General features: G+C 34.1%; 23 protein-coding genes and 2 pseudogenes. 5 read left to right on the top strand and 20 right to left on the bottom strand.

The features are described from left to right. Positions 1-225 precede the first annotated feature (225 nt). From AB1F57_RS02100 to AB1F57_RS02055, 10 genes are all read right to left on the bottom strand, one after another. Positions 226-2631: a hypothetical protein gene (locus tag AB1F57_RS02100; protein ID WP_367986019.1), complete on the bottom strand. Its 2406-nt coding sequence runs from the start codon at positions 2629-2631 to the stop codon at positions 226-228. A 9-nt stretch (positions 2632-2640) separates the two neighbouring features. Continuing rightward, complete coding sequence (locus AB1F57_RS02095; RefSeq protein ID WP_318829815.1) at positions 2641-4377, bottom strand: YcaO-like family protein; 1737 nt, start codon at positions 4375-4377, stop codon at positions 2641-2643. Positions 4378-4392: 15 nt separating this feature from the next. Further along, entirely contained in the window at positions 4393-5109 is a 717-nt protein-coding gene (locus tag AB1F57_RS02090; RefSeq protein ID WP_318829816.1) for a hypothetical protein, read from the bottom strand. A gap of 70 nt (positions 5110-5179) precedes the next feature. Beyond that, entirely contained in the window at positions 5180-5914 is a 735-nt protein-coding gene (locus tag AB1F57_RS02085; protein WP_367986018.1) for a thiocillin/thiostrepton family thiazolyl peptide, read from the bottom strand. A gap of 420 nt (positions 5915-6334) precedes the next feature. Continuing rightward, entirely contained in the window at positions 6335-8191 is a 1857-nt protein-coding gene (locus tag AB1F57_RS02080; protein ID WP_367986016.1) for an SAG1250 family conjugative relaxase, read from the bottom strand. After that, complete coding sequence (gene mobC / locus AB1F57_RS02075; protein WP_318829819.1) at positions 8178-8543, bottom strand: plasmid mobilization relaxosome protein MobC; 366 nt, start codon at positions 8541-8543, stop codon at positions 8178-8180. Before mobC ends, AB1F57_RS02080 begins: the two co-directional genes overlap by 14 nt. 6 nt (positions 8544-8549) lie before the next feature. Then, positions 8550-8909, bottom strand: coding sequence for an SAG1252 family conjugative relaxosome accessory protein (locus tag AB1F57_RS02070; protein ID WP_318829820.1), 360 nt, complete (start codon positions 8907-8909; stop codon positions 8550-8552). A gap of 440 nt (positions 8910-9349) precedes the next feature. Next, positions 9350-10606, bottom strand: coding sequence for an ISL3 family transposase (locus AB1F57_RS02065; protein ID WP_174853283.1), 1257 nt, complete (start codon positions 10604-10606; stop codon positions 9350-9352). Positions 10607-10770: 164 nt separating this feature from the next. After that, positions 10771-11817 (bottom strand): RNA helicase, encoded by a 1047-nt coding sequence (locus AB1F57_RS02060; protein WP_367986015.1) that lies wholly within the window; start codon positions 11815-11817, stop codon positions 10771-10773. Beyond that, positions 11799-13388: an ATP-dependent endonuclease gene (locus AB1F57_RS02055; protein ID WP_367986014.1), complete on the bottom strand. Its 1590-nt coding sequence runs from the start codon at positions 13386-13388 to the stop codon at positions 11799-11801. Before AB1F57_RS02055 ends, AB1F57_RS02060 begins: the two co-directional genes overlap by 19 nt. Positions 13389-13567: 179 nt before the next feature. Here AB1F57_RS02055 and AB1F57_RS02050 point away from each other — a divergent pair, with 179 nt between their 5' ends. From AB1F57_RS02050 to AB1F57_RS02030, 5 genes are read left to right on the top strand one after another with little or no spacing between them, the layout of a single operon-like run. Continuing rightward, positions 13568-14260, top strand: coding sequence for a helix-turn-helix domain-containing protein (locus tag AB1F57_RS02050; RefSeq protein ID WP_367986013.1), 693 nt, complete (start codon positions 13568-13570; stop codon positions 14258-14260). A 2-nt stretch (positions 14261-14262) separates the two neighbouring features. Continuing rightward, on the top strand, positions 14263-14397 hold the full coding sequence (locus AB1F57_RS02045; protein WP_367986012.1) for a hypothetical protein: 135 nt from the start codon (positions 14263-14265) through the stop codon (positions 14395-14397). A gap of 4 nt (positions 14398-14401) precedes the next feature. Further along, positions 14402-15817, top strand: a complete 1416-nt coding sequence (locus tag AB1F57_RS02040) for a Y-family DNA polymerase (RefSeq protein WP_367986325.1) — start codon at positions 14402-14404, stop codon at positions 15815-15817. After that, positions 15814-16182, top strand: a complete 369-nt coding sequence (locus tag AB1F57_RS02035; protein WP_017285406.1) for a hypothetical protein — start codon at positions 15814-15816, stop codon at positions 16180-16182. The genes AB1F57_RS02040 and AB1F57_RS02035 overlap by 4 nt, the downstream gene beginning before the upstream one ends. Further along, positions 16169-16468 carry a DUF5960 family protein gene (locus AB1F57_RS02030; RefSeq protein ID WP_367986010.1) on the top strand — a complete coding sequence of 100 codons (300 nt, stop codon included), beginning with the start codon at positions 16169-16171 and terminating at the stop codon, positions 16466-16468. The genes AB1F57_RS02035 and AB1F57_RS02030 overlap by 14 nt, the downstream gene beginning before the upstream one ends. A gap of 26 nt (positions 16469-16494) precedes the next feature. Here AB1F57_RS02030 and AB1F57_RS02025 read toward each other — a convergent pair whose 3' ends face one another. The 10 genes and pseudogenes from AB1F57_RS02025 to AB1F57_RS01980 form a co-directional block, all read right to left on the bottom strand. Then, positions 16495-16782 (bottom strand): hypothetical protein, encoded by a 288-nt coding sequence (locus AB1F57_RS02025; protein WP_318831085.1) that lies wholly within the window; start codon positions 16780-16782, stop codon positions 16495-16497. Between the two features lie 43 nt (positions 16783-16825). Beyond that, entirely contained in the window at positions 16826-17221 is a 396-nt protein-coding gene (locus AB1F57_RS02020) for a DUF5945 family protein (protein ID WP_318831086.1), read from the bottom strand. Positions 17222-17224: 3 nt separating this feature from the next. Then, a complete protein-coding gene (locus AB1F57_RS02015) occupies positions 17225-17452 on the bottom strand; it encodes a DUF5965 family protein (RefSeq protein WP_318831087.1) in 228 nt (75 codons plus the stop codon). Positions 17453-17505: 53 nt separating this feature from the next. Beyond that, positions 17506-18593: pseudogene (locus AB1F57_RS02010) on the bottom strand (DNA primase). Positions 18594-18632: 39 nt separating this feature from the next. Further along, on the bottom strand, positions 18633-19271 hold the full coding sequence (locus tag AB1F57_RS02005) for a peptidylprolyl isomerase (protein WP_170242971.1): 639 nt from the start codon (positions 19269-19271) through the stop codon (positions 18633-18635). Positions 19272-19381: 110 nt separating this feature from the next. Then, positions 19382-19672, bottom strand: a complete 291-nt coding sequence (locus AB1F57_RS02000) for a DUF5966 family protein (RefSeq protein ID WP_024382152.1) — start codon at positions 19670-19672, stop codon at positions 19382-19384. Between the two features lie 14 nt (positions 19673-19686). Next, positions 19687-19986, bottom strand: a complete 300-nt coding sequence (locus AB1F57_RS01995; RefSeq protein WP_170242970.1) for a DUF5962 family protein — start codon at positions 19984-19986, stop codon at positions 19687-19689. 69 nt (positions 19987-20055) lie between these two features. Next, a pseudogene (locus AB1F57_RS01990) lies at positions 20056-21003 on the bottom strand (hypothetical protein); the annotation flags it as partial. 104 nt (positions 21004-21107) lie between these two features. Then, complete coding sequence (gene ltrA / locus AB1F57_RS01985) at positions 21108-22919, bottom strand: group II intron reverse transcriptase/maturase (protein WP_367986008.1); 1812 nt, start codon at positions 22917-22919, stop codon at positions 21108-21110. Positions 22920-23483: 564 nt separating this feature from the next. Then, positions 23484-23906, bottom strand: a complete 423-nt coding sequence (locus tag AB1F57_RS01980) for a hypothetical protein (protein ID WP_367986007.1) — start codon at positions 23904-23906, stop codon at positions 23484-23486. Positions 23907-23971 lie beyond the last annotated feature (65 nt).

Below are 23971 nucleotides of genomic sequence, written 5' to 3'. Positions count from 1 at the left end.
ATTCATTAATTTCAATTAGAAATTCCTCTGCTGGATGGGTATTAGGATATAATTCTTGGGCTGTAATTATCCCAGAACAATTAAAAATTATACTATCCAAATTTTTAAAATCATTGTAACTAGCTAAATCATATAATTGAGGCTTCCGCAATTTATTGTTCGTTATTTTTTGGAGCCATTCATTCATAACTTCCGTACTAGGAGTTTCTTTTACGTTTATATCTTCTACTGCACGAACAAAAATTTTTCTGATGGTATATTTAATTTCTTGAAGAAATCTATATATCTTAAATATCGCTCTAACTCATTAAGATGTCTTGGGTTACTTAGCTTGTATTCCATAGAATCAAATTTCCATGTTTTACGTTCAATAATAAATGTATTCTCTACGGTAATCTGTGGAAAAAATTTTGTCTCATCAAATCCAAAGTATCCTGAAAAACTATCCCATATATTTAATTCAATCCCCTGAGAACTTGATAATAATGATAAAAAACAATATAAGTCTGGAGCTGTTCTATGAAATTGAAATCCCATTGGAGAAATATCTATTATATTATTTTTTTCATCAATCAATTTTATATTTTCGATATCTGAGTCATAAAATACTCTTAGTTGTGAAATGTCTATATTAGAATTTGTATAAGCATGTGGATATCCTATAGTATAATTAGCTAACTCAGTATGCTTATTAATGTTTAATCCTAAGGTTGTACCAATATCTGCAAACTTCTTATTTTGTGTTTTTTCAAGTGTATCAATATACTCTTTTGAAATTTTAGTGAATTTAACTTTTTCTTCAACATCAAGATATTCAATATATCTACTGAAATGGCGCAAAGATCCTGGAGCAAATTTATTTACTATCAATTCACCACTTTGACTTTGTTGAAAATAAACTCCATAATTTACTTTCTGATTGAAGATCTTTGGCATTCTTTTGATATAACTATCAATTTTCTCCAATGAGAAATTGATTTTATCCTTTTTTAAGGAAAGTTTTAAATATTCTAAAATATCTTTTCTTAATGTTTCAATAGTAGCATAATCTTTACTATCTTTTAAATAAATATGTGATTCATTTAATTTTACGACTTTCATATATTCCATGTAAAGATCAAGCAAAGTTACACTATCAGATTGTTTAAACTTAGCCAAAAATATATTTCTTATTAAGATTTTGCTAATAATACTATTATCCAATATCCGAAATATCTTCTCTATACCATATAAACTTTCTAAAAAAGTAACATTCGGTATCTTAGTTCGGCCTAAAACAGGGACAATATTATTCTCGTAAATAATATTTTTATAATCTAGACCTTCGACATTAGGTTCATCATCCCCAGATTCTCTTAGAATCTCTTTAGCTAATCTTATAAGTTTATTTTTTATCGATCCTATATCAAAATTAGATTTTTCTATATTAATTCTATTCAAAACGGTGGTCAATTCCATTACTTTTGATGACAATTTATCCAGACTATTTTCATTAGCTTTTAAAGACACATTCCCCATTTTCTCTAAGCCATTATAGTCAAACTGAGATATGTTAAAATTTCGATGTAAAAAACCAATTTCAGATAAGTATAGAATGTAATTTATTGTGTCTGATATATTACTAAAGTTTTTATTATCCAACATAGCAAGTTCTTTAGCCAATTCAATTAACAGATTGTTTTTTGACTGTAATTTACCTATAAGTAAATTTAACTTTTCATTTTGTGAAATTGTTCTTATTTTTTCTCTATAGTAATAATATTCAATACCTGTCTCTGTCGATTCTAAAGTAAAATATAAATATTGATCCCTTAATTTAATAATGGTAGGATTCAGTTTTACATAAAAACTATCTATTAAGCTAAAATTATTTAATAAGTTATGGCTTAATTGAAAGAATATTTGCTCGTTTAGCATAACTTTAGAAAATTGGCTGCTCGTTTTATTGAGAGAGGAATACTCAAGTTGTTCATCAATGCAAAGTATTTCTGTACTCACAAACGTACTAAACGGAGTTGGTTTGAACATCATTCTATTCTTATAATTTTGGAGAGCACGACAAACTTTTAGTTTTTTATTTTTATCGTTTAAATTTTTTAAGACAAATTTATCTAACTGCTCCAAAAATGTTGCATCGCCAGAATGATAAACACCATTTCTAAAATTAAAATTATTAATAAGTAAATGCCGTAAGTTTTCTTCCTCACTCTCTTTTATACTTTCAAAAATATCGCTTTGTGTCTTGTGACAATCAATTATTTCAAGAGATAATTCTTTACATCTGAAAAATAATTCCTGAGTCTCTTTTGTAAAATACTTTTTTAATTGTTCTTCAGAAACATTAAAATTCCTCTTTCTAACTTTTTTCCTTATATAAACAGCTTCCTTATAAACAGCTTCATCTAAATTACCTATTTCAAAATACATATTATCTAGAAGTTTCTCAAGAGTTTTCTCTAATTCATATTCCAAATCCGAGGTTTTAGAATTTTGAGCCAAAAGTTTCTTATATTGAGCAAAAAAACTCTTTTCTTCCAAAAATAGGCACTTTCTTTTTAACATAACTGGAGAGGGATATAACTTCCTCAAATTTTTTTTAATATTCCTGGAATCCTTTTTTTCTTCTTTCACAAGCAGTTCCTAGGGAAATGGATGAGGTTGAAAGTTTACCTTTAGTCTCTTTTGCTCATACCTTTCCAAATCCTCTACCCTTTCTTGAGAGATTCTTAAATTATTATAGCCGAAAGTCATCGGCAGTAAGCCGGGCACCATAGTTTTGGTACAATATAGACCAATTTTTTTCATTTCCTCAGTAGTTTGATCAAAGACCAAAATATCCTTATCTTGCTTCCTGAGTTCATCTATCAAGATAGAATAAGCTTTATTTAAAGAGAAATTGGGTCTTTCCATGTAGTCCTCTACTTTTTTTATTTCAGTTATTCTATCCCAAAAAGTAATATCTTTTATCTTTTCAAAGTGTCCATATACTAAACAGTGATCTGTCATATTATGAATAAGGGTTATATCTTTTGATTTTTTTACAACCTCATCATACTCCTCTATAAATCTCTCTTCTAGACCAAAAAAGATGCTTGTTATCTCATGCATTGCTTTACACATTGCTTCTTCAATAGAAAAATCAGATGAAGTTGCACACATAAAATTCATTTTTTTCTTATCCACACTAATTCGCTGAATAGTACACATCACTGTTTTAACTGTCAGATTTGTTGAAATATCAAAAAATCTTAGTTTAAATTCCTGATACTTTTTAGAGAAAAAAACTAAATTATCAATTAATTCCTCATGCATTAAATTACCAGAAAAATCGATTTCAATTATTCGCCTATCAAAGTACCACATTGTTAAAAAATTATCTCTCTCAATAACTTCTAACAAGCCATAATAACTAGATTCTAATAAACTTCCTCCTGTAGAGCAACCATTTGAAATTTCATAGGTGAAAATTTCGTCTTTATAAGACGAATCTTTAAGTACTAGACCATAGTAAACTAATGTTTCTGGAATTAAAACAGCATTCTGACTAGTTAAATTATATCCATAAACCCAATGATACTTTTTATGTGAATCAAATATGAATTTATTATTAGTCGTAATCCCTTTATTTGAAATAGAATTTTGATTTAATATAAATTTCTGAATCTCAAATACTGGATAATTCTCCTGTTCTAGCTGATATAAGCTATCAAAAATTTTTGTTTTTTTACCTCTAGGTCTAAATCCAGCATATCTCTCCAAAGCTTCTATCATTGCAATGGCTCTACTAGTATCAATACTACTTGTTCGACCACTTCCTGGTTCATCAATTCCATTCTCTAAAGGTAACATTGCAATAGCAGTAGGAAAAGAGCCACCAAAATAATCCAACAAGCAACTTATAACTCCAAAATTTTTATCTAAGAACAATTTATCTATCCAATTTCCCCAAAACACACTCTTATGTTTTCGAAATGGGAGATTACTTTTCGAGTTTATCTCCTGTAACATCTGCTTTCCTGCATCGTAAGCTAATTCTTCAGAATCAATAGGCAAAGTAGAACAGTATTCACAATCTGGGACAGGGTTACAATATGAAGTCTCTAAATTAAGCGTTCTGCTATCAATTTTTACAACTTTACGTCTTCCAAATTCATCTACTAAATTTATATCTTTATTTAATAATAACTCTATATTACGAGCCATATCTTGAAAAATAAAATCATAATCGCCTGCACTGCCTAGTGCAGCATTAGATTTTTTCAAAATAGCTCTATCTTTTCTAGTATTAAAATAACGTGTTAAAATACATGATAAACAACATCCTTCACCTTCATAATGAGAAACCAACAACTCTCCAAAATACAAAAACGATACCATATATCCTCCTGAAATTTATGATATTTGTAACAGTTTCGTGTCTAGCACATAGTAATCTTTAAATTGCTCTATTCGCTGTCCATAATACAAATCAATTAAAATATTAATTGTCACTACGTTAAATAATAACTTCAAAAATTCTTTTGGAAATGTTTGTAAATTAATAGGGGGAGTATTATCAATCATAGATTTACTAGCTACTAAATCTCCATTCACACAATAAATATTCCAACTTTTTAAACATTCTTCTTTACAACCATAGGAGATTTTGATACAATTAATCTCGTTATTTTCTTTAAATCTTATTTCATCAAAATATTTTAAAGAATCTAGACAGAATATGTTATATATTTGAGAATTACTTGCCTCCACTTCAACTAGACTTTTGAGAGTGTTATGAGTTATAAAATCTAGATTACTGATAAAAGGAAGAAGAGCTTTTTCTGGAAGCTGGAATGAATGTAAGTCAATTTTTGCTTCTGAATAGTACAAAAAATTTCTGCCGACTAATATTTCTAATATACTTTTATATGTTTGTTTTATGTTTGAGTTATCAATTTCGTTGATTGCTTGCTCAATATCCTGTTGTCCATCGAGTAACGATATGAGGTTTAGAAAAACATTGTATGCTCCCTTTTTATCAATTTTAATCGCGCCAAACTCATTTTTCAAATAAATACCACCATTATCTAGTTCCAAATAAAAATTATTTTCCTTAAATAAATAATACATATTAATCTCCCTTCGTTTTCTAAAAAATAACGGGAAGTAGTCACCACTTCCCGTTATCAAAAAAATATTTTTATCCACAACAACTACATGTGCAAGCGCACGTAGTACATGATGCACCTAAAATAGCTTTTTCATCAGCCTCAGAAAGCGAATTATCATCAATAAGTTCAAAATCAGAAAGATTTAGTTCATTAATAATATTCTCATCAATACTCAACAAAGATTTTTTCATCTGTTTTTCCTCCTTTCTAGTCCTAGTAGCTGGGGCATAAATAATTGTCAATAGATACTCATCTATATTATAAATAAGTACTAATACACTTTGAAATGAAGAAAGCATTATTTTATTAGCGCTGAATAACTTTAAATTAAAAACTTTTATCAACGATTCCTTAAGTGTCCAAAAGATAGTAAATCTCACCTTACTATCTGATGAAGCTATGATTGTTTTAATTTCATCAACAGAGAAAAACATATCATAACTACTTATTGGATATTGAATAGCTTTTTTTTCTATATCTAATCCAATTATTCTATCAGCTATGCAAATAACTATATAATCGGAACATTTAGATTTACTAAAATATTTAGTTTTGTTATGCAAAAGCAATGATATCCTATCAATCATTTTTACGCTATCTATTCCAATATTCTTAAAAATTATCTTAAAAATATCGCTATTAGAGGGCATTTTAACACCTATTTCTCTTGTCGGTATTAAAAAAATGTCAATCGGTTCTTTCTCTAGGAAGATGTGATAATACTTCACTTCTGATTTATTACTCCAACGTTTTATTTTGGACAATCCCATTCTAGCACTAAAACATATTTATGTCAATAAAAATCTTGACAAGATTACACCAAACGCATGAAGAAAATGCATGTAACCATTTTTGAGTTACATGCATTTTTTCAATAAATTTTAAGTTATTTTACATTTTTTCGTCATCATTTCTTTATCTCTATTAGAGATTATAACATAAATTTAGAGATAAAAATGAGTTTACATATTGAAAATCTGACTGAAAATCTGACTTCTGAAAGTTATATTTTCTTCATGCGTTTGTCCTGTGAAAAGGCACGACAAAAAGATGTTGATTTATTCGGCTCTATAATTTCTGTAGTAGGTAAATCCCCAGTCACAGAGATTATAGCGTCTTTTTTGAGTACACAAAAATCCTATAAGAGTTATAAGGCTCTTTGTAGTGGGTTGACAAAGAGCCATTTATTCTAGATTAACATCTTTTTGTAGTTTGGAAATATACTTATTGTTCAGCAGTTTTGTAAACACTTCTAATCTTCCTACTTGTTCCTCATATTTAACAATATCGTTATCAAGTTCCTGTTGTAATATTAGCACGCCCTTATTAAGTTGATCTAAAGTTATTGACTCTGTCATGTTCAATTTAGAAAAGTCGTACTTAGCTAAAGCCCTACTCTCATAATCATCACTCTTTAGATTGATGAGAACTTCCGCCATCTTGTTTAAGGTAGCGATTTTTTCTTGTGTTTCTTCCAGTTTCATATCAAGCTCTGCAATTTCTAATACAAACTCATCTTTGATTTCTTGGTATTGTTTGTCCATCTTGGACAACTCAATCAAAAGGTTAATCTCAGAAATCTTCTCTTGCAGATTTTTTAGTGTTGACCGTCTGTATGGGAAATTTTGGCTATCGTTGGTCAATTGTCTGATTAACGTTCTCCCCTTGATATAACAATTTTTATCCGAGTTTTCTTGGTTATAGACAAAATAAGTGGATGTCTCTCGAATGTAAACTTTATATTTTTTTTGGTTTTCTTCTTGGATATCCAACTGATAGTTGGGAATAAAGATGAGGCCACTTTGGTTGATACCAAATGAAACCTTGATATAGATACCATCATCAACTAATTTTTCAATCTGATTATCCGAAAGTTCAACTTCAAACTCATGGATAGCATCTCGTTTTTCCTTGTATTTCTTGAAGGCTTCCTCGATTTCTTCTGCGGAGACTTTTTCCTTATGCTGCTCCTCTCGAAAAGTCTGATAATCTTTCTGAAGATTTTCTAATGCCTGAATATCTCTAACTTCTCTATCTTCAAAATAACGATTAAAAAATTGAACATCGTACAATTTTTTATCGCTAATTTTTTTATGACTTAGACTTATCTTTTTGCCATCTTCTTCTAGGGTAAACATCACATTTTTCTGTTTTAACTCGATGGTTAGATTCAACTCTTTAGCTTTTACATGCAATTCTTCTAGTGAATGAACATGCTTTAATAAAAATACTAAACGATTTTCAATCTCTTGTTTGGCAAAATGTGTTCGAAAAAAGTCTTCATCATATAAGTCTCGCTTACTAAGTTGGCGACCGCGAATAGGTTTTGTCATTGCTCTATCTGTCATCATAAAACGACTATGTTTCCGACTAAAATCAATATGAACATGTAACTGATTTGCTTTCTCTAAAAAATCATCAAACGATTTAGATTGCTGTATCAAAAAATAGAGACGTTGTTTCAATTCATACTTATGACTAGATTCCCTATATTTTTTATAATCACGATAGGAATAACGCTTCTCAATAATTTTTGCACCAGCTATTTTTGAAATACGGTCAGAAATCATCCGAAGATTGCGTTCCAAATGATAATCCCAAATCAATTTCTTTTCAGAACTCCTATCGACAGAATTGATAATGATATGATTGTGGGTATGCGACTGATCAACGTGAGTTGCTACAATAAAACGAAAACGGCCACCAGTTAATTCCATCATAGTCTCATAACCAATACGGTTGATTTCTTCTGGTGTTAAGTTATCCTCTGGCGAAAAAGATTGTATCACATGATGAGCATGAATTTTTTGTTGTTTTCTTTCCAATCGGTCATTTCTTGAATCATACAATTCATCATTATTGATGAAATTGATGTTGTACATCTTGACCATTTCTTCGTAAGTTGGAAAGTCCAAGTAATTACTCATTCCAAAATCAGAAATGAGTTCAAGATTATTGGTCTTCTCAGGATTGAGAATGTACTTGATTAAGCGTCTACGATATTTTTTTCCATGCGTCGCAAAATGCTTAGTGACTACCATAAAACTCCTTTAATGTTTTGAGGTTCACATAAAACTGTTTATCGACTTCAGAAATCAGTTCGTCAATCCCTTGATTCAAGCTTTTTAGTTGTTCCTGAGAAATGAGATGACTTTGGTTAATGGCACGTGCAATCTGATTGATGTTATTTCCAATTCGTCTCAATTCAAAAACGAGTTCCTGGTAATTTGAAGTGTCAATCGTTAAAAATGTCATGCTTGGATTAAGCAATACTTTTCTAGCATAGTCGGAAAAATTTTTACTTCTACTTTCTGCTATACGATCATTAAGTTGGTTTAATTCGCCATCTGTTAAAAAGACTTTTTTCAAGTTAGTTCTGTAACGATATTCCATATTATCCTACCTCATATACTTATCACGAAATGGTTGACTTAAAGAATGAGATTGACTCACTTCTGCGATCAACTCTTGAACACAGGTCAATAAGATTGAAACATGCTCTTGAGTCACTTGATGATTCAGTTTCGCAACGACTAATATCTCATGTAAATCACGGCTAACCTGTTCTAACTTTTGTGATTGCCATAGGGAAAACCATAGCTCAATGTTTTTATCATCGTCATCGGTTTTAAAAAGTTTATAGCGAAGAAATTCTGAAAAACTCTCTATCTGCTGGTCTTTCATCATCTCCTTTATCATACTTTCTTCATGTCTCGTCATTCTAAACTGCTTTCGAACCAGTCTGATATCTTGTTTCATTCTATTCATCCTTTCAAATTTGTCATTGCCTGACATTGTGAGGCGGCCTGACATTGTGAGGCGGCCTGACATTGTGAGGCGCCCCTCGAAAGACCTCACTCGTTCCTTGTTCGGTCTTTGCGAGCTCAGGCATTGTGGTCACAATACCCAAAAAAATCATATCGCCAGCCGACCAAAACCTTTCAGTTTTGACAGCCAACGATAAGATAACTTGGTGGCTTCGCCCCCAAACCCCCAGTAGAAAATCAACACTTGATTTTCATATGAATGATATAAGGATAACAAGGATGATTTGTAAAAGTTATCACATTACAGAAGAAGGTAAGAAAAAAGAGAGCTAGATGCTCTCAAAAAACCTATATAATTTTGATTTTCTCTGGAGAGACATTTGTAGTTATAAAATAACGGCTCTTTGTCAACTGTAGTGGGTAGATGAAAAGCTAACACCTAGAGAGGACGAACTTCGTTCTCTCTTTCTTTATGTTCAAAGCAATCAAAATGCGTTTTTTAAAGTTCTCAAAGTTCCTGAAACCAAAGGCATTTCTTTTAATGACTTTGATGAGATTATTGGTAGCTTCCAGTTTGGCGTTGGAATAAGGCAATTCTAGGGCATTCAAAACCTTGTCTTTATCCTTTAGAAATGTCTTAAATACCGTCTGGAAAATAGGATTAACAGTGGTTATTTCTTGTTCAATTAGGTCAAAGAAATGGTCTGAGTTCTTCTCTTGGAAATGGAATAAGAGAAGCTGATAGAGTTCATAGTGCTGTCGTAGTTCCTCAGAGAAAGACAAGAGTTTTTCCAGGATTTCCTTGTTAGTCAAATGCATTCGAAACATAGGGCGATAAAATCGTTTATCATTGATTTTACGGCTATCTTGTTGTATCAATTTCCAGTAGCGTTTCAAAGCACGGTATTCCTGCGATTTTCTGTCGAATTGATTCATGATTTGAATACGGACACGGTTCATAGCACGGCTAAGGTGTTGAACAATATGAAAGCGGTCGAGTACAATTTTTGCATTCGGAAAAAGCTGTTTAGCAAGTTGATAATAGGGACTAAACATATCCATGGTAATCACTTTGACTCGATTTCTAACCTTTCTAGGATAGCGTAGAAAGTGGTTTCGGATGGTTGCTTGAGTTCTTCCGTCGAGAATGGTGATGACATTTAGGGAGTCGAAATCTTGAGCGATGAAGCTCATTTTCCCCTTCTTGAAGGCATACTCGTCCCAACTCATCACCTCAGGTAGGGTATTCCAATCCGTTTCAAACTTGAACTCATTGAGCTTTCTCATAACTGATGATGTTGAGATAGCTAGCCTGTGTGCAATATGTGTCATTGCTTGATTTTCGATGAGTAACTGGGCGATCTTCTGACTAACAGCGACAGATATTTGATGGTTTTTCTTAACAAGAGGAGTTTCAGCGACAGCCATTTTCCCACATTCTTTACACTTGAAACGACGCTTTTTAAGGCGGATAAGGAGTGGGTAACCAGCAGTTTCTAGGTAAGGGATTTTTGATGCTTTCTGGTAGTCGTACTTAGCCATTTGTCCCTTGCATTCTGGACATTTAGGAGCCATGTAATCCAAGTAACCGTGGAGTTCTAAGTGAGTTCCCATATCATATTCATCAGTGATAGTAATATTTTTGTCTTTAATTCTGAGAAAATTAGTGATAAGATTTAGTTGTTCCATATGAGTCTTTCTAAAATGATAGTTTGAGCACTTTTCATTATAGGTCATATGGGACTTTTTGTATATACTCAAAAAGGCTCCATAATTTCCATGGTGGTTTTACCCACTACAGAAATTATAGAGCCAAAATAACTTACAAATGGTATATAAAAAATTTTACTCCTTTATTGTATCCTCTTATATTTTTCTAAATCGGATTGATTTACAAAATATAGATTCCCTCTCGTACGTGTACATGCAACATAAAATTTACTTTTAGTTTGTGAAGAAAGTTCATTTAAGCGATCAGCTGCGAATAATTTATATGTTGTTGGATTTAATACTACACAAACATTGTCATATTCAGAACCTTTACTATCCCCCCAATTCTGACTTTTGCAATCATAATCATAAGATTTTTGATAAAAAAGTTTCATAACATTGTCATCTGTCATTATTGATTCTATTTTATCCTGTGAATCTATGAGAGTAATTTGGGCAGAATACTTCTCTTCTAGCTGCGATGAAATTTCAATAGATAATTTTTCAACAATAAAGTCACAAACTATTTTTGGGCAACGATAACTTTTTGACAAACTTGATAAATCAATTTCAAACCCTGAATCAGAAATAACTTTTATCCAATTATCAAAATTAGAATGAACACCTTTCCCCTTATTTCCTCGCCTTGAAGTACTAAAGGTTTTTTGATAAAAATCTCCAAGTAAAGACACTTCTGCATTAAGATTACTTAAACTTAGGAGCCAATCAAAATCATCTGATGCAAAATCCTGACACTCATCTACATAAATACAATCAAAAAATTTATCAATTCTCTCCAAATATGAATTCTCAAATGGGATATTGTTCTTTTTATAAATTAACTCCCCCCTCATTAAAGACTTAGAAAGTTGATTCTGAATAATTCTACCAGTAGTATCTATAGAATTATTGTCAATCTTTCCTTGAGTTTTATAATCAAAATTTATTCCTTTTGGTCGTTTCCCTAAATAGGGCACTAAGCAAAAACTATATAGAAACTCAAAAACACCAAAAATAAAAGTAGACTCAGGAATGTAGCCAAATTTGTCAATCAGTTTTGCTCTGATTGTATTCTGGTTCGTCTCTGTGTACGTAAGGATAAGATTTCTTTTTTGAGGGTCAATACTTTCAATTATTTTAGTTGTTTTGCCACTTCCAGCAACCGCATGAATCAATCTTTTATTATCCATTCAATCGCCTCTCTAATATAATCAGGTATAATAAATTTGTCACTTATAATATCAGTTTCCAAGTGTTCTAATAATCGCAATGCAAATTCAGCCTTTTCTCTGAGCATGTATCCTTGTAAATCTTTGGATTTAGTTAAACCTGAAGAATCTAACAAAGCTTTGTTATTTTTATAAATACATATTTCAAATGTTTGATTATCATTATCTAAATCAGAAGAAACTTTTATATTCTGGAATTGCTGATAGGAACTATATTTTAACTGTACATTTCCTGCATAATCACTATCGTTATCCGTAATTACTACCACCTTCTTATCTCCAAAACAAGCGGCAATTTCTAAATACCTTTCAAAACTTAATCCATCTACAGAGATAATTGATACGTTAAAATCCTCAGGCTTTTTTGAATGAATCATTTCAAAAAATTTTTCCATTAAAATATACTCTGCATTCCCTTCAACAAGCATAATCTTCTTACCAAGAGAAAAATTTAATAAATTCTGATTCGTAGATTTTTGGAAAAATCGTATCGTATCTCTATTCAGTCCTTCAAGTTTAGATATCTGACCATTGTCTAAGAAATGCAGATTATCTACTCCTAATCTTGAAGCAATCATATTTGAATGTGTTCCAATAAAAACTTGAACTCCAGTATTTGAACTCAACATATTGACTAATTTCTGGAGATTTTGGAAACTCAAATGATTTTCAGGCTCTTCAATAAGTAGTGTTTTAACTGTTTCCTTGAGGTGACTATATGCATTCTCTACCCCTAATAATACCTTTTCACCCTGACCTAAATTTTTTATATCTACACCATTTTTTACGGCTGATATTGAATCTCTAAATGAATTTTCTGATTCATCAAAATGAAGTTGGAATTCTGAACCATTCTCCTTCAATAATTCGTCCTTCCTTAAAGTATGTAAAAAATTAAGTGAATTTATCCTGTACTGATGATTAACTTTTGCCCTATTTTCTGCTGATATATTACCTAAGTACACCTCATGGATCCGTTTTTGAATTTCTTGTTGTGTATCAATTAGACTGGTATTTACTATTAAATGTATAAACTTATACGGTTTATTATATGAAGAGTAAGATTTTCCTGAAAATCTCAAAAATTCAACTCTATAGAATTCAAATGGAAAAACTGTCCAATTACTATCATTTAAGACGGAGTTCATTTCAGTAATATAATCTTGATTGGGAGTTATTTTTAATGAAAGTCCAAAAGCTTTGATATTTTGAGAATTATGTTTCCCTTCAAGATTAAAATTAGATGAAATTTCAGCATTTATCTCATCAAAAAAAATTTCTATGATAACCTCAGGGAGCTGCTTGATATCCTTTGTACTCATAAATTCTAAAATTGCTTCTTGATTAAAGATATTAGCCAAACTGCTTCTTTCAATCAGACTGTGGCTACCACTCAGAACCAATCCTATTGCGTATAACAATGTCGACTTGCCCGCACCATTCTCCCCAACAAAAATATTTATATCTGAATTACAAATAAAATCAACTCTTTTATAACGTTTAAAATTTTGTAAAATTATCCTAGAAATCATATATGTCCCCTAACATCAATTAGTATAAACTACTCAACAAAATTATATCATACTAATGATAAATGGTACTTAATCACCACTATTTAATAACCAATAATCACGTAAATATAGTTCTTTCTTGCATCTTAAAAATTTTTTGATATAATTGTTGCATAATAAAGCAACAGGGGTTTTAGCTTATGTTTTCTGGTAGCCGTCTTAAAGTACGTAGAATGGAAAAGCAGTATTCTCAATCAGAGTTAGCTAATCTATTAAAAATCAATAGAGCGTCATACAACAAATGGGAATCTGGTAAATCCGTTCCTAATCAAAAGAATCTTTCTGCTCTCGCAACAATACTTGATGTTCCAACAACCTATTTTGAATCGGAATACAAGATTGTGAATACCTATCTCCAACTCTCAATAGAAAATCAAGGAAAGGTTGATGACTATGCTGATGAGTTACTTCAAAAACAACAATCACAAGAGAAAGTAATTCCTCTTTTTGCAGTTGAGGTCTTATCTGATGTTTCACTTTCTGCTGGTCTTGGAGAAGCACTCTTTGATGAATACGAGACTGAAACCGTCTATGCTGAGGAAGAACAATATGGTTATGATATTGCTGCTTGGATTAAAGGAGATTCTATGGAACCCATCTATCTTGATGGCGAAGTAGCTCTTATCCGTGCTAGCGGTTTTGATTACGATGGTGCAGTCTACGCCCTATCTTGGAATGATTCTGTCTATATTAAAAAACTTTATCGAGAAGAACATGGCTTTAGAATGGTGTCACTCAACGATAATTACCCTGATAAATGGATTCCTTATGAAGACAATCCTCGTATCGTAGGGCTTGTTGTGAGTCACTTTATGCCTGTTATAGGAGCTTAAATATGTCAGTAAATATTAAAGAAATGATTTATCTCAGAGACAACCGTATCTATTTTACACCCTATCTCAAAGAGTATGATATTACTGATCATATTCAAGAACTGATGGAAGAATTAGAAATGCTTAAAAAAGGATAAGATGATGGGCTATATCGATTATTCAAAAGAACCTCAGTCTGATATAGCTTTCGTTGATATGAAATCATTCTATGCTTCGGTTGAATGTGTGGATAGAGGATTGAATCCCCTTCATACCTCTCTCTGTGTCATGAGTCGAGCAGATAACGCTGGAGGCTTAATTTTAGCCTCTTCTCCTATGTTCAAAAAGGTCTTTGGAAAAAATAATGTTGGACGTGCCTACGATTTACCGTTTGACATCAGCACAAGAAAATTTGACCACTATAATGCCAAACGTCAAGGCTTAGACATATCACCGCGCTATATTTCCTATATTGAACATTGGGCTAAGCGAACGCTTATTGTCCCTCCTAGAATGGATAGATATATTGAAAAGAATATTGATATTCAGCACATTTTCCAAGATTATGCTGCCCCTGAAGATATTCTCCCCTACTCCATCGATGAAGGGTTTATTGATTTAACCTCCTCGCTCAATTACTTTGTAAGTGATAAACAGATGGATAGAAAGGCAAAATTAGATGTGGTCTCTGCAAAACTACAACATGACATCTGGCAAAAGACTGGTATCTATTCTACTATTGGAATGAGTAACGCCAACCCATTATTGGCCAAACTTGCACTAGACAATGAAGCCAAACGAACACCTACTATGCGTGCCAATTGGTCCTACGAAGATGTAGAAACAAAAGTTTGGTCAATTCCTAACCTAACTGATTTTTGGGGTATTGGTTCTAGAACAGAGAAACGCCTTCACAAACTAGGGATTACCTCTATCAAGGAACTTGCCAATAGTAATCCAGACCTATTGAAAAAAGAATTTGGAAAGGTTGGGGTACAGTTGTGGTTTCATGCTAATGGTGTTGACGAGAGTAATGTTCATCAACCCTATAAACCAAAGTCACACGGACTTGGCAACTCTCAGGTGCTACCTCGTGACTATGTCAAGCAGCGTGATATTGAGATTGTTCTTAGTGAAATGGCTGAACAAGTTGCCATCCGAATGAGGCGAGAACATCAGAAAGCTACTATTGTTTCCATCTTTGTGACCTACTCTAAAACAGAAATGAAACAGCCAATCAACGCTCAAATGAAGATAGAACCCACTAATCATACACGACTGCTTACCGATACCGTATTAACGCTTTTTCGTAAAAAATACACGTCAGGAGCCGTTCGGGGTATTGCAGTCAATTACTCAGGATTTGTCGATGAAAGCTATGCCTTAATCTCATTATTTGATGATATCGAAGCAACCGAAAAAGAAGAAAAGTTACAACAAACTATTGACCATATTAGAGACCAATTCGGTTTTTTAGCGGTTCAAAAAGGAACTGCCCTCTTAGACAGTTCCAGGAATATTGCAAGAAGTAAACTAATAGGAGGCCACTCAGCAGGTGGCTTGGAGGGATTACAATGATTGACCGATCATACTTACCATTTCAATCCGCAAGAGACTATCAAGACGTTAACATGCAAAAGTGGATGGGGTTCTTTTTATCGGAACATACCTCTGCCTTATCAGATGATGATAAGCAAGTCAGCTACCTTTCTGACCTATCGCTGAATCAAAAATTAATGTTACTCAGTCAGAGTTACGCTAATCAATTGACCATACAGGTGACTAGAAAACAGAAAAATGACTATCAAACTATTATCGGAACCATTCCGACACTTTCAACAAATGAGGTCATTCTAAAAACCAATGACGGACATATCGCTATCGCTTTAGAAGATATTATGGCTATCACATTAGTTGAGGAGGTCTACCATGAATCAGCTTGACTTTTATAAAAACGAATTACAGATGGACTACTTCAGTGAAAATTACCGTAAATTTGAAAGTGACTTCTATCGCTACTCAGCACTTGCTACACCACTGACTTTTCTAACAGATGATATCATGTTAGCAATGGCGAAATCTGCTAAAAACTATTTCAAGCTCAATAAAGAAAATGCTAAAGACAATCGTGATCATTATTTCATCTTTGACATAGAAAACCTAAATGATAGTAAATTGACAAAAAAATATGTGTATCAGCGAACAACAAGCATCAGACAAAAAGATTAGGCCTTCATCACAATGCCTAATCTTTTTTACTCATTTTTAGGTTTCTTTGCCTGCCTAAATTGCTCTATCCGCTTTTCAAGTTGCTCAGTCTTCAATTTATTCTTAGCTTCAGTTATGGTCTCATCTAATATAGGCTCCTTTAGCAATATTTCAGGAGACATTTTTTCATCTCGGTTAGTTTGACTTGTAGCGTCAAAAACGACATCCAATAATTGGTTGACCTTATGTAAATCCGATTCAGACATTCCTGATAAGCGATGAATGAGACGTTTAAAACTATCTTGATTTTGCGTTTGCTTTTTGAATAACTTCATCTTATCTCCTTATAAAAAGCAGCCCTTGTAAGGACTGCCTCACTTACAAGTCATCAATAGCTGCTGAAATGGCCTGTAATTTCTTATTTTGCTTATTTTTGTCATCAATCAACTGGTGCAACTCTTCGATTTTCTTCTGACTTTGAAGAATGTCTTCATTATTCTGAGCCATCACATCAGCTAGATGTTGCTTGTAGTCGTTTGTAATGTTAGAGGAGGACACCACTTTTGGTGTGGATTGCTCTTGAGTTTTTGGTTGTGAAACGGATTTCTCCTTAGCTTTTTGTTGTTCCATTTCAAAAGCTGCCACATAGTCAACATCTCCAGTACCCTCTTTCTCTTCCTTATGAAATAGTGCCGCAATCTTCGCACGTTCTTCTGATGAAGACGTTGGTGTTTTATCATCTAAGGGTTGGTCAAAGGTCCAGTCTTTTGTCATGTGTTATTCCTCATTTCTATTATCTGATGGTATTGGTTTTTGTTCTTCTTGGCCAAAAGCCTGCGTCAATGCCTCATCAAAAGTCCAGGGACTATTTTGTTGGCGTTTGATAAAGGCTTGATACATGGCTGTTTGTAATTGACTGCGATAAGTTTCTAGTTTTTCCATCTCTTTCGCAACCTTTTCCTCTTGCCTAGCCACTCTTTCAGCTAGGCGTTCAATCACACTCATAGGGTGTCCTCCTTATCACTTTCTAGATTAAGCTAAGAAACTTGATTTTGTTATCACAACTCTAAAACGGTATTTTTTCTAGGTGGAGGGTTACTTCTTAAAACTTGTAACTTGGCAGATTGTATCATGTCCTTTAGAGAATGATTACAATGACCTTTCACAATATCGTTCCAATCTGCTTTAGTTTCCAGTTCCTGTAATGGTGGTAAGTCTGTTTCAATGGGAAGTCCTTTCTCAGATAATTTCTGACAAAAGTCTCGCCCTGCGTCATCATTATCAACAGCTAAGGTTAATAACCCTGTGTGCGTCTGAAAGAAAGTAGTCGTCTCTTGTATAGCATGAAGGTAATGCGTTAAACGACTTGGTTTGACAGTATCTAAAAACTCAAGTTTGCCTTGTTCCTCAGCTGCTAATCGTAAGGACTGATACGCAATCACAGAGAGTTTTAGACCTTCCATAGAAACTAAACGCACATCTGATAACTGCTTCTGATGGAGTTGATAATAACTCATCATATCAATCACCGATTCACAAAAGATAAGACGTTTCGGTTTTCCAATATCAAAGCTCATTCCCACATATCCATGTGAGTCTTTCATGATTTTTTTGAGGTAACCTCGAACATGTCTCTGATCATTTTTGACAAGTCCTTGAAGACTTGCCCCTTCTAATTGCCCTGATGATTGTAACTCTTAAAGACAAGGACTGATTCTTGAAAGGTCTTTGTCTGGTAATGGGCCTGTGCTAATAGACCTTGTCTGCCAAAAGCATTGATAGTGTCATCACTTAAACCACGAATGTCATTCAGATATATCCGTGCTTGGTCAAATGGTTCTTCTCTTAGATAATAACGAAAGGGTTGGTAAGTCTCTTCGACGATTTTAGCTTGTTCAAAGTCTCCAGTTTCAAGGTAAGACAGGGCTTTTTTAAAAGACACTCCTGTCATTAACTGAACAAAATCAATCACATCTCCCTGTACGTCACGTGAAAACCATTTAAAGGTATTGGTGTCCGCAAAAATCCTAAAGGAATCGTGTTCTGGATGTTCATAGACTTGCCCTGATAGTCGTTTAAAAGAATAACCTATACTTTCTGCCACCTCTAAAATCGCCTTTTGTTTCACTTTTTCAATTCTTGTCATGCCATCTCCTTATCAAAAAAAGCAGAAGAGTAACTCCTGCTAGTTGGTCTCACTTGTAGTAGTTCCTTGAATCTTTGGAATGCTTGAATTTACTTCATCAGAAGACTCTTTTAAGTCCTCTAGCTTCCCATTCCAAATGGTTACCTGATTGACAAAGAGTTTATCTGACATTTTGGCATAAGAGAGTTTAAGAGTTCTTGTTTCTGTCTGTGTGCTTTTCTGAGCCTTATCACTGACATCTGACACGTAAACAACCTGATAAGACACTTCCGCAAAAGCTTCATTTTCTTCTGCATTGACATAGATATTGGCAGACTCAAAGCGATAATCCAACATATAGTCTTTATAGACTTGGTTGATGGAATCTTCTTGACGAGCTACTTCTTCCTTAAAGGCAGAATCTGTCATATAGGGTTTAATACGGTTGTTATTCTCGCCCAGCTTTTCCTTAGTATAGTATTGGGTGAGAAATTCCTTGACTAACTCATCAGAGAGGACACTTGCCTTCTCTTTTTCTTTCTCTTTGGTCAGTAATTTTTGAGCCTCAGATTGGATTTGTTTCTGCGTGTGATTGGTGACAGACTGAGAACCAATGGTGTAACCCATCATCACCATAAAGCTAGTCACAGCTAGACCTCCTAAACCAATCAATAGCTGAGCCTTCAATTTATTTAACATCACTATTGCTATCTCCTTTTTCCATAAGATAGCACCATGATAACAAGATGGACTTGGAAAAGTTATCACAATAAAGAAAAGGACTACCTAACTTAGGTAATCCCATTACGTCATGCCATCCGACTTCTAACAACTTTTCTAACAAGTCCGAAGACAAGTAACAGATTAAAAATAATATAGAAAGTGGTAAAGCTGAAAATTCCATTGGTGGCTAAATCTTCCACATAGAGGTATCGTTCTGTAAAAAAGAGGTAAATTCCATAGACTTCTGTGAAAGCTAAAAATCCGATTAAACCAATGACAAATAAGCTTCCAAGCATCTTCGCAATCTGGTAAAGGACAAGCAAAATCAGCCCTGTTGCTGCGATAATGAAAAGACTTTGAATAATTTGTTCAATCATATCTGTACCTCTTTCTACGCTAATTGCTTACGATAATAATCTGCCTGTCCCTTGTCTATATTATCAAGTTGTTCAACCAGGTCTAGATACTCTCCTTTAGTCACTTCATCTAAGTCTGGAAAGTCATTCTCTCGAGTCGTGATGATAACTTCTAATTGACCAATAATTTCTCGCTTTGAAAAACTGTAATCAAGGGTTTCATCCTCATACTGTTCCTTTAAGGCTTGATAGTTAGCTCTATCTTCAGGGCTTGTAAAACCTTGTGCTAGCCATTCTTCTAGTTGGTATCTTAATTCTTCTACTGTCTGGGTCATAATCAATTCTCCTTTGATGATTTCTTAATGTCATTTTACCGCGTTCATTATTTTTTGTCAGCCTTTTTCTTAAAAATCAAGCGAAAGTTGTTGGTCCTGTTGCGGTTGGATCGTTTCATTGAACTTAGCTAGGGCTGCATCAATTTCCTCAACCTCTGCTTCTTGTTCAACCAAAGGGGCAAGGATGTCATATTTGGCTTTAACCAGCTGATAATCTTCTTCTTTTGGAAAGACCTTCTCTACTTCAACCCTTGCGACTGCTAGCTTATCTTTCAAATTGTTAGCCATTTCTTCTGTCTTTTCTTGGTCCTCTAGGATATGGTCTATGGCATTAGTAATGCGTTGGATGGTTCCCACATCTGATTTCAAATCTAAAGAGACAGAATACTGGTTGCTGCCTGAAATGGTTAAAGACACCATATCTGGCAAGGGCTCACTAGGACTTCTGGTTGCCATTTTAAGCTCAAACCCTCTAAAGGTCGCAAGCGTTCTGACTTCTTTGGTTTCAGAACGGTTATAGGTAATGAGTTTACGTAGATAGTCTCCAGCTTCTGCACGGTTATCCATCATTTGATTGTCAAACCGCATGATAAAATCTTGTGACTTAGTTGCCAAAGATTGGGCAATATCACGGTCATATTGGGTAAGGCGTTTCTCTAATACAGGGAGGTTCTGCTCACAGTAAGAAATGGTATGGCGATACTCATCTTTGGAGCGATTAAAGGCACGCTTTTGATTGTCCAATACCGTCAACTCATTCTCTAGTTCCATTTTTAGTTTGAGATAAGGATTACCTGTCGCTAAAGCCTTAAAGTCTGAAGCGGTCATGGTTTGTTCATCAATGTCTTCTGCCGACCGTACAGGATCTTTAGAGGTCATGATTTGCGTGATGTATTTGAGTTTATTCTCCTGAGTTTGCCAGAGGTAGTTGTCGAAGCTCCCTTTCGTAATGTAATGGTAAATATCTACCTCTTGGTGCATATTGCCTTGACGAATTAGCCTACCATTGCGCTGTAGGCTAAGTACCCAGCGCCTTACCGTATTACTACGGCAGGTTTCCAAATACTCGCCCCCGAACCGTACGTACACCTTTCAATGTATACGGCTCTCCATTTATAAACTCAATCTAACTTGCCATAATGTAATTTCTTATGGCAATCTTTACACAATGCTATTGTTTTCCGTTGTCTAGAAATCATCAAACGTTCCCAAAAAGTCTTTTTCTTTAAATCCTTGAGTTTTTTCACATGATGAATTTCAATGAGACTATTGGTAGCTTGACAGTACTCACAACGGTTTGCTTTTAATCTATCAATTAAATTGGTTCGGCTAAAATATTTTGCCGTATTTGGTAAATTATCATTTTCTAGGAAAGATTTCTTTTGACGTTTAAAGCCTCCATTATAGAAATAACGGGTCATTGTATCTCCTTTACGTCCAATATACTGTATCCTGAATTGACCATCCTTTTTATATTTACGGATGATGTGAGATTTAGTCGTACGATACTTGGTCGCATAGGTTTTATACATGCTATATTCCATAATATACTTAAAGCGATGGAGGATAGAACTGTTGTTAGCGATACAATAATAGTTATAAAAACCTCTTATTTCTGCATTGTAGCGTTCTAAAATCTCTAAATCATCACAGTCTTTCATAAAATAACGAGCTGTTGGTTTCCAAACTTCGTGACCTCTATGATAAGTCATTTTCATAGCCCCATAGGACAACAATCTATCTCGAATCGTTTCAATAGAAACCTCTAAAACCAATCTACCTGTATAATTTCTGACCAATCGTCCTGACGAATCACGTTTGGCTAAATTGGATTGGCGAATGTACAGATGATAACCCAGAAACCTCGCTTTATCTCTTGCATTGGTAATCAGGGTTTTCTCTTCAGAGAGTTCCAATTTGAGAACCGTTTCCAAATAGTCCTTAATGTCTGCTTTAATACGACGAGCGTCCTCTTTACTTCCAATCACACCACAGATAAAATCATCTGCATATCGGGTATAGGTTAGACGCTTAAAACTACTATCCATAGGGTCGCTATGAGGAATCAATACTCTTTCTTTTTCTAATTGACGAATACGTTGAATGGCTTCTTGGCGTTGGTTTTCCGTCGAAGTACACTCTAGTGTTCTTCTTGCTTTTCCCAGTGCAATCTCATTTTGGCGATATTCTGGGGTACGTTTACGGTATTTCCCTTCACAGAAGTTCTTCACATAATCTGTCATATATTTATCAAACTTATCCAAATAGATATTGGCTAGAATTGGACTGATTATTCCTCCTTGTGGAGTTCCTGAGTAGGTTTTGTAGAATTTCCAATCTTCCACATATCCTGCATTGAGAAATTTACGAATCAGGCGTAAGAAACGCTCATCCGTAATTCTTTCTCGTAGAATTTGAATTATCACATCGTGGTTGATATTATCAAAAAACGATTTGATATCTCCTTCAATAAACCACTTTACTCCTGTATAGGTTTTCTGAATTTGAGTAAGTGCTGAATGACAGCTTTTATTCGGACGAAAACCATGGGAAGAGGATTCAAATTGTCCCTCGTAGATGGATTCCAAAATCATTTTGATAACCTGTTGTAAGAGCTTATCATCAAATGATGGAATACCTAGTGGACGTGGCTTCCCATTCTTTTTAGGAATATAGGTTCGTCTTGATGGATGTGGCTGATAAGATTCATCTTTCAGGGAATCAATCAATTGGTCAATTCTAGCCATACTCATACCATCAATCGTCAACTCATCTACTCCAGGTGTCATGTGTCCTGGGTTAGCGTAAATCGTTTGATAGGCAACTAAGTACATTTCTTTGTTGTAAAGTAAGCGATAAAGTCGCTCAAATTGATAGTTTTTATCTTTACTGTGTTTTGTTAGATTGTTTAACACATTTTGAGGATTTCTCATGGTGTCTCACACACCTTCCTTTCCATAATGTTAATGTTATAAACTGTTCCCCTTCGCCATGTACGTGCCATTAACACGCTCGAACTACTACGGGAACTCCGTTACCTTATCAAATATTCATAAACCTGATGTTTAATAGCTTTTACAAGCATTTTGACTTAGGTAATCTCCGTTTAGCTGGTATAGTAACATAGCTTGATAATTTCATCGGATAGGACGTTCATCTGTTTTCATTTACTATGAATACGCTATGGAATCCCTTTGCTTCACTACCTCGAACAGTGATAATGAAGTTCCATAGTATGAGGGTTTTAGTTATCTTACCTCACAGTCCCGACACAGACCGTTTAGACTATCCTTCAATCAGTTTAGATTTTATCCTTATAATTATCTCAGTAACAACTGTTACATTGTCATCTCCTCATTCAGTCGTGATGTGATAACTCATCAACTTATGAGTTTCCCAACGTGCTTTGTTCCCTGATATTTGGTTTCCCTCACAGGTCAGTTGGGTGATGATAGGCATTAAGGTCACGCCTACTACTTTGCCAAAAAGTAGATTCACTATACCGCCTTTACGGACGCACGGACAATGTCTGAGGGCCTCCAGGGAACGTCTAAATGGTGGACAGCTTTCATGCGAGACTGGACGTTTAATCCTGTTCCCCCTTTTTCCGTAGAAGCCATGAGAATCCGTACTTCTCCACTATTGACCTTGCGTGACAGAGAGTTTTTCTTGTCATCCGTATTAGCGTCATGGACAAAGGCTATTGCTTCTTTGGGAATCCCTCTATCCACTAAAAGGTCTTTCAATTCATTGTAAACATCAAACCCTTCTTCCTTACTTTTAGGCGTTCCAATATCTGAGAAAATCATCTGGGTAGCTTTCTCATTTTCTCCCTCACGGTAAATGCGTTCCACATTGTCCACTACTTGAAGAATCTTCTGATTGTCAGACAAGGTGTAAGCAGGATCAATGAGACGCATGTCAATGGCTAGTTTTCTGGCTTCTCCAGTGTAGGGTAGGATACTAGCGAGGTAGTCATTGCGAC

The sequence above is a fragment of the Streptococcus nasisuis genome (assembly GCF_040836615.1).
Taxonomy (GTDB): Bacteria; Bacillota; Bacilli; order Lactobacillales; family Streptococcaceae; genus Streptococcus; species Streptococcus suis_V.
This window is presented reverse-complemented; position numbering and strand designations above follow the sequence as displayed.

Coding starts and splice junctions, on each gene's coding strand:
- AB1F57_RS02095 (WP_318829815.1), bottom strand. CDS start 4,377: ATGGTATCGTTTTTGTATTTTGGAGAGTTGTTGGTTTCTCATTATGAA.
- AB1F57_RS02090 (WP_318829816.1), bottom strand. CDS start 5,109: ATGTATTATTTATTTAAGGAAAATAATTTTTATTTGGAACTAGATAAT.
- AB1F57_RS02080 (WP_367986016.1), bottom strand. CDS start 8,191: ATGGTAGTCACTAAGCATTTTGCGACGCATGGAAAAAAATATCGTAGA.
- mobC (WP_318829819.1), bottom strand. CDS start 8,543: ATGGAATATCGTTACAGAACTAACTTGAAAAAAGTCTTTTTAACAGAT.
- AB1F57_RS02070 (WP_318829820.1), bottom strand. CDS start 8,909: ATGAAACAAGATATCAGACTGGTTCGAAAGCAGTTTAGAATGACGAGA.
- AB1F57_RS02065 (WP_174853283.1), bottom strand. CDS start 10,606: ATGGAACAACTAAATCTTATCACTAATTTTCTCAGAATTAAAGACAAA.
- AB1F57_RS02060 (WP_367986015.1), bottom strand. CDS start 11,817: ATGGATAATAAAAGATTGATTCATGCGGTTGCTGGAAGTGGCAAAACA.
- AB1F57_RS02055 (WP_367986014.1), bottom strand. CDS start 13,388: ATGATTTCTAGGATAATTTTACAAAATTTTAAACGTTATAAAAGAGTT.
- AB1F57_RS02050 (WP_367986013.1), top strand. CDS start 13,568: ATGTTTTCTGGTAGCCGTCTTAAAGTACGTAGAATGGAAAAGCAGTAT.
- AB1F57_RS02045 (WP_367986012.1), top strand. CDS start 14,263: ATGTCAGTAAATATTAAAGAAATGATTTATCTCAGAGACAACCGTATC.
- AB1F57_RS02040 (WP_367986325.1), top strand. CDS start 14,402: ATGGGCTATATCGATTATTCAAAAGAACCTCAGTCTGATATAGCTTTC.
- AB1F57_RS02035 (WP_017285406.1), top strand. CDS start 15,814: ATGATTGACCGATCATACTTACCATTTCAATCCGCAAGAGACTATCAA.
- AB1F57_RS02030 (WP_367986010.1), top strand. CDS start 16,169: ATGAATCAGCTTGACTTTTATAAAAACGAATTACAGATGGACTACTTC.
- AB1F57_RS02025 (WP_318831085.1), bottom strand. CDS start 16,782: ATGAAGTTATTCAAAAAGCAAACGCAAAATCAAGATAGTTTTAAACGT.
- AB1F57_RS02020 (WP_318831086.1), bottom strand. CDS start 17,221: ATGACAAAAGACTGGACCTTTGACCAACCCTTAGATGATAAAACACCA.
- AB1F57_RS02015 (WP_318831087.1), bottom strand. CDS start 17,452: ATGAGTGTGATTGAACGCCTAGCTGAAAGAGTGGCTAGGCAAGAGGAA.
- AB1F57_RS02005 (WP_170242971.1), bottom strand. CDS start 19,271: ATGTTAAATAAATTGAAGGCTCAGCTATTGATTGGTTTAGGAGGTCTA.
- AB1F57_RS02000 (WP_024382152.1), bottom strand. CDS start 19,672: ATGATTGAACAAATTATTCAAAGTCTTTTCATTATCGCAGCAACAGGG.
- AB1F57_RS01995 (WP_170242970.1), bottom strand. CDS start 19,986: ATGACCCAGACAGTAGAAGAATTAAGATACCAACTAGAAGAATGGCTA.
- ltrA (WP_367986008.1), bottom strand. CDS start 22,919: ATGAGAAATCCTCAAAATGTGTTAAACAATCTAACAAAACACAGTAAA.
- AB1F57_RS01980 (WP_367986007.1), bottom strand. CDS start 23,906: ATGCGTCTCATTGATCCTGCTTACACCTTGTCTGACAATCAGAAGATT.